This is a genomic window from Yersinia artesiana (genome assembly GCF_902726545.1).
GTDB classification, from domain to species: domain Bacteria; phylum Pseudomonadota; class Gammaproteobacteria; order Enterobacterales; family Enterobacteriaceae; genus Yersinia; species Yersinia artesiana.
Window position 1 is genome coordinate 1 of sequence record NZ_CACVAD010000082.1, and the last position, 12,654, is coordinate 12,654.

Sequence of the window (12,654 nt, forward strand, 5' to 3'; positions counted from 1 at the left end):
GACAAGGAATAACTTTATTATCAGCAGGAATAGTTATTATAAAATAAATCTAACTGTAATCATTTAATAGCAATCAGAGTTACAGATAATGCCTAATGAGATAGAAACACCAAAAGTAACACAAGGCAATGAGGTAATTAAAATATAAAACCTTCATTGCCTTAAAACTTATGAATCGATATGCCAATACATCAGTCATCCAGATTGTTTATTGTCATGCTCGCATTCAGAATCAGGGGCTTAGCCATTTCTTTTCGTTGTTGCATCAATGCCAGAAATATCAGATCGGTTAGGGTATTTTGTGCCGTTCTGGATGATATTGAAGAACTTCGCCACTCATTTTCATCCGAAATACTTTCAAGAACATAATCCGCGATCTTAGCCAACGGCGAGACTTTGCTGCCAGTAATCGCGATGACGGTTGCCCCTTGCGCTTTGGCGACTGTTGCTGCAATTCTCATGTCTTTTCTTCTACCGGTGAAGGAAAGAACAATTTGTACATCTTTGGGTGTGAGGGTCAGCGCTGCGGCAATCTGTACATGGAGGTCCGCTTCAACCAGGGTCATTATACCTATTTTTTGCAATTTATAGCTCAGGTCTTTTGCTGTAAGTCCAGATCCCCAAATACCCACTATTTGTACGCGCTGAGCAGTATTAATGAGTGAGATCACTTGCTGGAAAACAGAAAAATTAATTTTTCGCGTTGTTTCCATAATTGATGCAGTCTTCTCATGTGCAAGTTTTTGTGCCATTACCATCAATGAATCTTCAGATGAAATAGAATTGTGCAGCGCTTTATGTGGATAGGATTTAAATAAGTTATTTCTGCTTAATTCTTCACTGATTGCGATTTTTAAGGCTGGAAAACCTTTCATACCAATCTTTTGACTAAATTTTACAATGGCCGATTGGCTGACTCCCGCATCTTCTGCAAACTGAGAGGAAGATATACTGAGAATCGACTCCGGATTATCAAGAATGCATTTTGCTATTTTTTTCTGGTTTTCCGCCAGTTCAGGCAACAACCAGGTTATTTCATTCAAAATCGACATCAAAGGTTTCCCGTTAAAGATAATAGATTATTCCAGCCAAATACCGTTTATGACCAAGGCGTAACTGCATAAATGTAATGAAGATAATTTATTTATTTGTTCTGTTTTATCTGTACTTATTCCTCATAATCCCAGTGGTTAGAATAGATTTTACCGTGACGTACATCACGTTTAATAAATAATTAATTACTTAACATCGCCGATAATTTAAATAAAAGGAAGTCCCCATGAAGATTAATCTAAGCTCGATGGTTACGGAAAGCCGAAACCCCGCCAGTTCTCAAATTGATACTCTTTCAGCACTGGAGATACTCAAGGTTATCAATCATGAGGATAAAAAAGTGCCCTTCGCGGTTGAGGAAAAACTGCCCGAGATTGCCCAGGCAGTTTCGCTTATCGCCGAGGCTTTCGCACACGGCGGTAGATTAATTTACTGTGGGGCGGGTACCTCTGGGCGGCTGGGAATTCTGGATGCCAGTGAATGCCCACCAACTTATGGTACGCCACGAGAAATGGTTGTCGGCCTTATCGCTGGCGGCAATACTGCTATTTTACAAGCGGTTGAAAATGCAGAAGATAGCTGCGAAATGGGTGAGCAAGACCTGCGTGATCTACATTTCAATGCACGAGATGTGCTCGTCGGAATTGCCGCCAGTGGCCGCACACCTTATGTGCTGGGAGCCATGGCTTATGCGCGTAGTATTGGGGCTAGCGTGGTGGCAATTTCCTGTAATCAGAACAGCGAAATGAGTCAAGCGGCAGATATCGCTATTGAGGTGCTGGTCGGCCCAGAGGTTGTCACTGGATCATCACGAATGAAGGCCGGAACGGCACAGAAGTTAATTCTGAATATGCTGACAACCGGTGCGATGATCCGCAGCGGAAAAGTGTATAGCAATCTGATGGTGGATGTTGAAGCAACAAACGCCAAACTGGTGCAACGTCAGGTCGATATCGTTGTTCAAGCGACTGAGTGCTCCCCCGAAGAAGCGGAAGATGCACTTGATGAATGTAACCGTCACTGCAAAACAGCCATTATGATGATCCTGAGTGGTATGTCTGCGGAGGAAGCAGCCGATATCCTTATAAAAAATAAAGGATTCATCCGTAAAGCACTCAAGGAGATTAAAGTATAACTATGGCGAAAATAACCAGCGCTACGATAGATCAGATCTTACTCTTGATTGGTGGCAGTAAGAATATCATCGTCTGTGGAAACTGTATGACGAGGCTGCGCCTGACCTTAAAAGATCGTCAACTAATCCAGCATGAAAGCTTAAAAAAAATACCCGGCGTTATGGGGATCGTTAACGGCGATGATCAGTTACAAATCATTCTCGGGCCGGGCAAAGCTCAAACCGCCAGTGAAATGATGAATAAAGTGCTGAGTTCTGAACCGCAGCAGTTACATGAAAGTGCTCAGGATACAGATTTGCACGTGCTGGCCAGCCAGAAAAAACAGCAAATGAAAGCGAAACAACAAAGTGCTGTTCATAATTTTCTGACCAAATTCGCCACCATATTTACCCCACTAATTCCCGGATTCATTGCCGCAGGGCTACTGTTGGGGATCGCAACATTGCTTCAGCAAACACTGGCAGTGGATGGTGTGATTCAATCTCCATGGCTGGCGGCGCTGATTGCTTACATGAAAGTGTTCAGCATCGGTTTGTTCACCTTCCTCAGTATTCTGATTGGTTTTAATACACAAAAAGCTTTTGGCGGAACCGGGGTCAACGGCGCAATTATCGCTTCGCTGTTTATTTTACGCTATGTACCGGAAGGCACTGTCGGCTACTACGGCGGCATGGAAAGCTTCTTTGGGTTGGCGATTGACCCACGCGGCAACATCATCGGCGTTCTGTTGGCCTGTATGTTAGGGGCCTGGATTGAGCGACAAGTGCGTCGTTTTATTCCCGATAATCTGGATATGATCCTGACATCGGCTATAACGTTACTGATTACCGGTGCAATCACTTTCGTTGCCATCATGCCAGTGGGTGGCGAGCTATTTAAGGGCATGTCATGGCTGTTTATGCATTTAAATGGTAACCCGTTCGGCACCGCCATTCTGGCTGGTTTATTCCTGATTGCCGTGGTGTTTGGTATTCACCAAGGTTTTGTTCCAGTCTATTTTGCCTTAATGGACGCACAAGGTTTCAACTCATTATTCCCGATTCTGGCGATGGCGGGGGCGGGTCAGGTGGGTGCGGCTCTGGCACTGTATGCTCGTTCGCCGAAAGGTTCCGTGCTGCGTACACAGATTAAAGGGGCTATTTTCCCAGGGTTATTGGGGATTGGTGAGCCGCTTATTTATGGTGTGACATTACCGCGCCTGAAGCCTTTTATTACCGCCTGCTTAGGTGGCGCTGTCGGCGGCTTCTTTATCGGTCTGGTTGCCTGGTTGGGGCTGCCGGTTGGCTTGAATACGGTGTTTGGTCCATCAGGATTGGTGTCTATTCCACTCATGACATCAGGCCAGGGAATTTTCGCCGGAATGATGGTTTACGTGGTTGGTCTTCTTATCTCATATGCTGCGGGTTTTATTCTGACGTGGTTTTTCGGCCATAAAGATATTGATTTAAGCTAGTTACGATATTTGATTTGGCCCTGCCACACCGCAGGGCCGCTCTCCGTAACTAAAGCGAACTTTTATATAGGTTATATCCCAACTGTTGCGCCACCGATGCCACCATTTTTTGGCCGCGTACACTATTGCCCACCGGGTCAAGGGGCGGCGAAAATGCCGCAATCCCCATAACACCCGGCACTACCGCCAATATTCCACCACCGACACCGCTTTTACCCGGTAAACCCACGGTATATGCCCAATCTCCAGAGCTGCCATACATCCCTTCCATGGTCATTTCCGCCAAAATAAATGGCGTATTGCTGGCCGCCAGCACCTGTTTTTGGGTCACCGGATTGATGCCTCCTGCCGCGAAAGTTGCTCCCATGGTGGCCAGTTCAATAGTATTGAACAATGTTGAACATTGGCGGGTATAGACGTCACAGGCCTCCATCGGGTCACAATACATGGCTTGGGCCGAATAAAGCAGCCAGGCAATGGCCCGATTATGAAAATTGGTAGTTTGTTCTGAATGGTTAACTTCATCCGAAAGTGCAATGGGCGCACCAGCCAGTTGCTGCTGCATATCCAGAATTCGCGCCCAGCGCTCTTCACGGCCGCTGGCCTTAATTGCACTCACTGTCGACATCGCCCCTGCATTTACCAACGGTGACAAGGGCTTACCATTATGCAGCTCTAACGCAATGACCGAGTTAAAAGGTAAACCGGTAGGATCAGCGCCTATCTTGTCTTGCACTGCCTGTGGCCCAATATCTTCTAACGCCAAGGCGAGAGAGCACACTTTCGAAATAGATTCCAAGGCAAAACGAAAATCGGCATCACCTTGCGAAATAATATCACCATTAACCGTAACAATTGCCACCGCGGACAATTGACTGGGAACGCTGGCCAGATAAGGAATGTAGCTGGCATTTTCCCCTCCGGCGAGGGTGGAATATTGCGAATAAGCATCCTTAATAACTTGATTCAAGCGAGCTAGGTCAATAGTCATAACACTGACTCCAACACTTAATATTATTAAGCAGGAGGCCGAAGCCACCCTGCATAGAGAGCAAGGACGTTAACTTTTCGGCGCATTGGCAGCCGGGGCGTTAATCGCTGCCGCAGCCGTAACGTCATTGGTATGTGTCGCTGAGGTACTCGGAATACCTGGATGACCATTTTCTGCTTGCCAGGTAAATGGGGCGAAATCGCTATTTGCATCACGCCAGTGGGGTTTGCGAACGATATAAATCAAGAAGGGCAACACAACAAAAAACAGTGTGGTGGCGATCAAAATGCCAACATATTCTGTTGGGCTACCCACCGCAATTTGGCTGGGGGGAATAAAGCTGAACACAAAAGCCAGAATTGAGCCAATAAGCCCCGCGCCGCCAATAATCCACATGCCGATGGCCCCGCCGGGAATATGATATGGGCGTGGGCGATTCGGCTGACTGTAACGCAAATAAATAGCAGAGCTGAACATCAGCATATACATGATGAGATATAAGATAACGGTCATTTGACTCATTATCTGATACGCCGCCTGCACCGAAGGTAATACCACAAACAATATTGCCAACAAGGAAACCAGCAGAGCCTGTAGCAGCAGAATATGGGTCGCCATGCCATTCTTATTGGTATGTTGCCACCAACGTGGCAAATAACCCGCTTTCGCCACTACCAGCAAGCCTGAGGATGGGCCAGCAACCCAGGTCACCACCCCCGCCAGCACGCCAATAGCCAAAGCAAAAGCAACCACTGGCCCCAACCATTCTAAATGCGCCCACTTGAACATATCATCGTAAGCCACCAACAGGCTTTGCGTCAGGCTGATATCAGACTGTGGAATAATAAAGGCAATTGCCAGAGTTCCTAAAACGAAAATAAGTACCGTCCCCACGGCCGACAACATAATGGCAATCGGGTAGTTTCTATTCGGGTTATCCACGTCTTTAACATGGATGGCATTCATCTCCATGCCGGCGTAGAACAAAAATATACTGGCAGCCAGCACCACGTTATCAAAGTTGGTAAAGTCGGGAACCACCTGATCCCAGGCTAATTCTATTTGCGGGGTTCCACCGCCAATTAAGTAAGAGAAACCCAATACAATCAAGATCACCGCAGGAATAATTGTACCGATAATACCGCCCCATTTTGAAACTTTGGCGAATGTATCGACGCCCTTAAAAGCAATAAAAGTGGCGAGCCAATAAATAAATAGCACTATTCCCAAAACAAAGAATTTATTGGCAGACAAGGCCTCATCCCATCGTTGCTCTGGGCCGATAAAAGCCAGTGATACCGCGGCAAAAGTCAGTGCAGTGGGGAACCAAACAGTCACCTCCACCCACAGCATAAACATAGCGAGAAAAGCCAAACGGGGGCCAAATGCTTCGCCAACCCAGCGAAATACCCCCCCTTTCTCAGGCCAACCTGTGGCTAATTCCGCTGCCACCAATGAGACTGGAATTAAGAAAAATACCGCAGCAAACAGATAATAGAAAATTGAACTCAGACCATATTCGGCTTCAGCGGGTAATCCCCTGAGACTGACAACGGCCACGATATTCATAATCGCCAACGTAGCGATACTCAGCTTTTTGACTGGAACAGCGGGTTTACCTGTCCCGGAGCTATTATTCGACATAATTTATCCACCTTATTTACGGCATGACGCCACCTTGAAGGTTAATAATCAGAATAAAGACCACCATCCGGTTTATGTATGACTAAAACTATTCTGACTTGCCTCACCACCAAGGGATGGATGTTCACTTAGATATTTCAGTGAGGATTTAAAATCATCCAAGAGCAGTCCTGCGAAATCCATTTCGAATCCACGACGGCACATGATGCGCATAACCACTACATCAGACATCTTCCCACTCAAGGTAAATGCCGGAACCTGCCAGCCACGCAGCCTTAAGCGCTCAGAAAGGTCATAGAGGGTATACCCTGGTTTCGCCCCTTTTTTGATGCGGAAACAAATGGCTGGAATGCCCTCATATGGGCCACCACTGCAATAGAATTCATAAGGCCCAAGCGGGGTTATTTCTTTAGCAAGGAACTCAGCGACTTGATAACAGGCACTTTGTACTTTCGTATAACCTTCACGGCCTAAGCGTATAAATTCGTAATATTGGGAAATAACTTGCCCAGCCGGGCGTGAGAAATTGATAGCAAATGTCCCGACCTGACCACCGAGATAATCGACATTAAATATCAGCTCTTCAGGTAAAGCTGCTGCATCACGCCAAATAACCCAACCACATCCCAAAGGAGCCAGTCCGAATTTATGTCCAGAGGTGCTGATTGATTTCACTCGTGGCAAGCGGAAGTCCCACTCAATATCCGGCGCAACAAAGGGAGCTAAAAAGCCGCCACTTGCCGCATCAATATGCATATCAATATCAAGACCGGTATCCTTTTGCAGTTTATCCAGTGCATCATGTAGGGGTTTGGGTAATTCATAGTTGCCGGTGTAAGTCACACCGAAAGTCGGTACGACACCAATAGTATTTTCGTCACAGGCCTCTATCATCCGCTGCGGATCCATAAATAATTGCCCTGGAATCATAGGAATTTCTCGAATTTCCACATCCCAATAACGGGCAAATTTATGCCAGCAAATTTGCACTGGGCCACAGACAAAATTAGGTTTATTGGTGGGTTTACCTGCCGCTTCCATTTTTTTGCGCCAGCGCCACTTCATAGCCATGCCCCCCAGCATGCAAGCTTCTGAAGAACCAATAGTATTCGTCCCTACCCCTTGACCATTCTTTTGCTTTGGCGCATTCCACAAATCAGCCATCATATTTACGCAGCGCATATCTATTGCCGCTGATTGCGGATATTCCTCTTTATCAATCCAGTTTTTATTTATTGAAAGATCCATCAGTTTGTGGACATTATCGTCATCCCACGTCTGACAGAATGTTGCGAGATTTTGTCGCGCATTACCATCAAGAAATAGCTCATCACTTATGATTTGAAAAGCAATATCCTCGCGCATCTCCTCTTTAGGAAATACTTTATTTTCTGAAATATTACGAATCGCTTTAGAACCAAAGCGAGAGTCTAATAAATCTGAGCGATAATCATCCAGAGATTTTCTAGTCATTTCCTACCCCTATCCTAATTGAGATATACGTACAATTAAAAACCAGTGAAATCAAATAACTATAAAATTTGAAATTATTATTTAGCACAGAAAATATATCGAAAGAGCACTATTATGATTTCACATGCTAATAAACGTTAGCACTGAAAAAAAAATGTGCCACTGCAAATACCAATATGTTTGTTTTAGAGACAGATAGTTATTGTATTATTTTCCTGCTAGTTTCTGTTTATTAAGAAACTTACGGGTAACTTGTCAGGATGTATATTTCTCATATACTCTTTATTTGTTTCCATTAATAGAATATTACCATCATATCCTATTTAGCTTTTAATCGCTTTCTCCCGATATTTCACAATATAATCTGTTGAATATCATAAATTTTATTTATATATTAATTGTTCGACCTATACTCATGTTAGTTATCAATAACTGAGTTCAGACCATACAGGAGTTATCGTTATGCTGAATATAGATCGGAAATACCTTCTGAACATTGATGAAGGAACCTTAAAGAAACAACGACTTATCATGCAAATTATTGCCATATTATTGTTACTCGGCGGGATTTTTTGTCTGATTAACCCATTAGCTTCCGGGGCAGCCCTGAGTATGATTATCGGTATTCTGCTGTTACTCAGTGGGATCGCGATGATAGTTGGGATGATAGCCAACCGCACGAATAACCTTTGGCCGATGGTCACCGGTATATTGCTGGGCGTGGCATATATCGTAATGGGTTATGTATTCATTACCAACCCTGCGGTGGGAATGATAAGTCTGGCGATCGTGCTGGCGGTGCTATTTGCCTTCGGTGGAGTCATGCGACTGATAACCGGCTACAAAACATGGGGATTACCGGGCGCATGGCTGCATATTCTACTGGGGATATTGGATCTGGTAATTACCTATCTGCTGGTCAGTGCCGGGCCGTTGATGTCAATCACCATGGTCACCACCTTGGTGGGAATTGAGATGTTATTCAGCTCATTTAGCTGTTTTATGGTCGCAAGTTTATATAAGCGCGCTTAATCACTTTGTTGGCGGTATCGCTAGTAACGAGACCGCCATCTCTGACATTTTTCTGTCCTGCCGGTTAGCCACCCATGTCATATTCATGACGGCTATCACAATCAGCACATTGTGATTTCCCAAGCTGCATTGCACCGTCTAAATTTGAATAAAAAATCTCATCCGACCACTTGCCGAAAGCAGTTGTAACGGAGAGAAATAACAATAATGGAGACTGCAATGTTAGCTTACCCTCACCTGCTCGCCCCCTTAGATCTTGGTTTCACCACCCTGAAAAATCGCGTATTAATGGGGTCGATGCATACCGGGCTGGAAGAATTGCCCGATGGCCCACAACGCCTGGCTGCATTCTATGCTGAGCGTGCTGCGGGAGGCGTCGGCCTGATTGTCACTGGCGGTATTGCGCCCAATAAAAAAGGCGTTGTGTATCAAGGTGCATCAGTGCTAAATGACGTCGCACAAGTGCCACATCATCAAATCGTGACAGATGCGGTGCATCGTGCAGGCGGTAAAATCGCGCTACAAATTTTGCATGCCGGCCGTTATAGCTATCAAAAACAGCCGGTCGCCCCCTCAGCATTACAAGCTCCGATTAACCCGTTTGCCCCTCAGGAATTGAGTCACGACGAAGTGCTGCAAACCATTGCCGACTTCGCTCACTGCGCGCAGTTAGCCAGACAAGCCGGTTACGATGGCGTCGAGGTGATGGGGTCTGAGGGATATTTGATTAATCAATTTCTGACCGCACGAACTAATCATCGCAATGATGAATGGGGCGGTGACTTTACGCGTCGCATGCGTTTTGCCGTTGAAATCGTGCGGGCCGTTCGTGCGGCAACTGGCCCTGATTTTATCTTGATTTACCGCCTTTCTATGCTCGATTTAGTGGAAGATGGCTCCAGTTGGGATGAAATTGAACAGTTGGCGCGGGCAGTCGAACAAGCTGGTGCCACCTTGATTAACACCGGTATCGGCTGGCATGAAGCCAGAATTCCCACTATCGCCACCATGGTGCCACGCGCGGGATTCCGTTGGGTGACCCGCAAATTGATGGGAAAAGTGAATATACCGCTTATCACCACCAATCGGATTAATGACCCCTCAGTGGCAGAGCAAGTTCTGACCGACGGCTGTGCAGATATGGTATCAATGGCGCGCCCCTTCCTCGCCGATGCCGCTTTTGTGCAAAAAGCAGCTCAGGACAGGGCCGATGAAATTAACACCTGTATCGGATGCAATCAGGCCTGTCTGGATCAAATTTTTGATGGCAAGCTGACTTCGTGTTTGGTCAACCCTCGCGCCTGCCGTGAAACAGAAATGCCCGTATTACCGACAGAAGCGCCAAAACGGCTTGCCGTGGTCGGTTCTGGCCCCGCCGGATTAGCTTTTGCCATCACCGCCGCCAGCCGGGGCCATCAAGTCACACTCTTTGATGCAGCAACCGATATTGGCGGCCAGTTTAATATTGCTAAGCAAATTCCCGGCAAGGAGGAATTCTACGAAACATTGCGCTATTTTCGTCGTCAATTGGTGCTTCATGGTGTCATTCAGCAGTTGAATACCGAAGTTCAGCCGGAGCATCTGGTTGGTTTTGATGAAGTGATCCTCGCCTGCGGTATTCAGCCACGTTTACCCGCTATCAAAGGTATTGAGCATCCCAAAGTGCTCACTTATCTGGATGTCTTGCGTGATAAAAAACCGGTGGGCGAGCGAGTGGCTATTATTGGTGCGGGTGGAATTGGGTTTGATACTGCCGAATACCTTAGCCAATCAGGTGATTCCAGCAGCATGGATAGCCGCGCATTCAGTCAAGAATGGGGCGTTGATCAAGATTTGGCCCATCGCGGCGGTTTATCTCCCGCCGGGGGGAAAGTCCATCCATCGCCACGGCAGATTTTTCTGTTGCAGCGAAAAACCAGTAAAGTGGGTGAAGGATTAGGGAAAACAACCGGTTGGATACATCGCACCAGCCTGGCGATGCGCGGAGTGAAGATGCTCAACAGTGTCAGCTACGAACGTATTGATGATGAGGGCTTGCATATCATTCGAGCGGAACAAGCCAGTTGCCTGCCTGTCGATACCATTATTATCTGTGCCGGCCAGGAACCGCGTCGGGAGTTGCATCAACCCTTGTTGGATATGGGCAAAACCGTGCATTTGATTGGCGGTGCTGATATCGCCGCTGAACTGGATGCTCGTCGGGCAATAGATCAAGGAACACGGCTGGCGCTGGCGATATAAGCATGAAGTTAGCTAAATAGGAGCGAGGTTAATTATAGCTTAGTGAGTGAAGGGTTGACCGCACCTCGGGGCACTCCGACGGCTTACGCCGTTACGGCCCCAACGGCACGTTTCCCCTTCATTTGACTTTGTCAGCAGAATCACAGGAGGTAGAAGCCGCCTGTGATTCTACGATTAGAAATCGCTATACGACATATCCAGACTACCACTGCCACCGCCCTCAGAGCGCGATGAGGCTGTCTTCACTGCCTTAAGCACCATAAACTTCTGATTCGAATCCAGCGTCTCGCAGTTACCAAACAACCGTTTCAGTTTGTGGAAGTAATCCAGATGACGGTTACCAACAATCATCAGTTCGCCACCCACTTTCAGACAACGTTTGGCATCACAGAACATCTGCCAGGCCACATGGTCACTGACGGCGTGTTGTTGATGGAATGGCGGGTTACATAACACCAACTGTAAGCTCTCGCGTTCAACACCAGCCAAACCATGACTCACCATAAATTCACAACGCGACAAATCTTGCGGACGGTTATAGGTCACATTCAGCTCACTGGATGCCACCGCCATGTATGACTCATCGACGAATAGCATTTCTGCCAGCGGGTTTTGCTCCAGCGCAATTAAACCTACCACCCCATTACCACAACCCAGATCGGCTATTTTACCCTCAACATCATAGGGCAGAATTTCCATAAAGAAGCGCGCACCGATATCCAAATTATTGCGAGAGAAAACATTCGCATGGTTATGGATGACATATTCGGTATTTGCCAGCGGCCAATCGACCGTTTCCGGCGCATCCTCAGCCAGAGGAATATCGGCCACTTCGCAGTGAATCAGGCGTGCTTTTTTCCATGCCAGCGTGGTTTTGGTCGGCCCGAGAATTTTTTCGAACAATTGCAGGGTTGAATTATGCACATCACGAGATTTCGCCCCGGCAATAATCACCGTGTCTGGCGCAACAACACGACGCAAAGCACGCAATTGATGCTCCAACAGCGCCAAAGCTTTAGGGATCTTAATCACCACCAGCTTAGGGGCCTCAGGTAAGGCATCCATACTGCTCAGCAATGTGACAGCATCTTCATCCAGATGGTTTAAGCGCAAATTATGTGCCGTTGCCAGTTGGCTCATATAAGAGTCACTGATACTAAATGGACGATATGCATGTAAAGCACAGGTCAGCGTACCGAACTGATCGTTAAACACCAGCACCGGGCGGCCATCAATTTGGTTTAAGTCAATGTTTTGTAGCAGATATTCATCTGCTGCTTCCCATGCCTGTAAGGTATTGGAATTTTCTTGTGGGGGGAAACGCTCAAGCTCAAAGCTTTGTGTCCCCAGTAAGACTTGGCTCATCACCGCTCCTGGCTTCTATTATAAATAACAAATTTGGGCTGTTTATCCCCTAAAACGGGCGCTCAGTAAAATGTTTTTTTACTTAAATGCTGTTTTAGGTGCCGACATGCGGCCTTAGGCTGCGCCTCAGAAGGCAGATTTTACACTTTTGTACTAACAATATCCCGCTAAACCATAACCATTAATTATCAAATGAAATAAATATCTCTTATTAAGATATAAAAGTAATAAGAGATAAGTAAATTAAGAATTATTAACAAGTATCT

9 protein-coding genes are annotated in these 12,654 nt (G+C 46.4%); 4 read left to right on the forward strand and 5 right to left on the reverse strand.

Going from position 1 to position 12,654, the window contains the following annotated elements:
• Positions 1 to 191 precede the first annotated feature (191 nt).
• Positions 192 to 1,052 (reverse strand): SIS domain-containing protein, encoded by an 861-nt coding sequence (locus tag HU019_RS19315; RefSeq protein WP_174848954.1) that lies wholly within the window; start codon positions 1,050 to 1,052, stop codon positions 192 to 194.
• Between the two features lie 227 nt (positions 1,053 to 1,279).
• Between HU019_RS19315 and murQ the strand changes: the two genes are divergently transcribed.
• Both murQ and murP read left to right on the forward strand, forming a co-directional pair.
• The gene (murQ, locus tag HU019_RS19320) at positions 1,280 to 2,188 is read left to right on the forward strand and encodes an N-acetylmuramic acid 6-phosphate etherase (protein ID WP_174848953.1); all 909 of its coding nucleotides are present in this window, start codon (positions 1,280 to 1,282) and stop codon (positions 2,186 to 2,188) included.
• A gap of 2 nt (positions 2,189 to 2,190) precedes the next feature.
• Positions 2,191 to 3,642 carry a PTS N-acetylmuramic acid transporter subunit IIBC gene (gene murP, locus HU019_RS19325; RefSeq protein ID WP_174848952.1) on the forward strand — a complete coding sequence of 484 codons (1,452 nt, stop codon included), beginning with the start codon at positions 2,191 to 2,193 and terminating at the stop codon, positions 3,640 to 3,642.
• Between the two features lie 49 nt (positions 3,643 to 3,691).
• On the opposite strand, the gene glsA is transcribed toward murP, so the two are convergent.
• From glsA to HU019_RS19340, 3 genes are all read right to left on the reverse strand, one after another.
• Positions 3,692 to 4,633: a glutaminase A gene (glsA, locus tag HU019_RS19330; RefSeq protein WP_174848951.1), complete on the reverse strand. Its 942-nt coding sequence runs from the start codon at positions 4,631 to 4,633 to the stop codon at positions 3,692 to 3,694.
• A gap of 69 nt (positions 4,634 to 4,702) precedes the next feature.
• Positions 4,703 to 6,277, reverse strand: coding sequence for a putative glutamine/gamma-aminobutyrate antiporter GadC (gadC, locus tag HU019_RS19335; RefSeq protein WP_174848950.1), 1,575 nt, complete (start codon positions 6,275 to 6,277; stop codon positions 4,703 to 4,705).
• Positions 6,278 to 6,349: 72 nt separating this feature from the next.
• Positions 6,350 to 7,750, reverse strand: coding sequence for a glutamate decarboxylase (locus tag HU019_RS19340; RefSeq protein WP_174848949.1), 1,401 nt, complete (start codon positions 7,748 to 7,750; stop codon positions 6,350 to 6,352).
• Positions 7,751 to 8,212: 462 nt separating this feature from the next.
• Between HU019_RS19340 and HU019_RS19345 the strand changes: the two genes are divergently transcribed.
• Both HU019_RS19345 and HU019_RS19350 read left to right on the forward strand, forming a co-directional pair.
• On the forward strand, positions 8,213 to 8,782 hold the full coding sequence (locus HU019_RS19345) for an HdeD family acid-resistance protein (protein WP_174848948.1): 570 nt from the start codon (positions 8,213 to 8,215) through the stop codon (positions 8,780 to 8,782).
• A 219-nt stretch (positions 8,783 to 9,001) separates the two neighbouring features.
• A complete protein-coding gene (locus HU019_RS19350; RefSeq protein ID WP_174848947.1) occupies positions 9,002 to 11,023 on the forward strand; it encodes an oxidoreductase in 2,022 nt (673 codons plus the stop codon).
• A 174-nt stretch (positions 11,024 to 11,197) separates the two neighbouring features.
• On the opposite strand, the gene rlmG is transcribed toward HU019_RS19350, so the two are convergent.
• Positions 11,198 to 12,388 (reverse strand): 23S rRNA (guanine(1835)-N(2))-methyltransferase RlmG, encoded by a 1,191-nt coding sequence (rlmG, locus tag HU019_RS19355; protein WP_174848946.1) that lies wholly within the window; start codon positions 12,386 to 12,388, stop codon positions 11,198 to 11,200.
• Between the last annotated feature and the right edge of the window lie 266 nt (positions 12,389 to 12,654).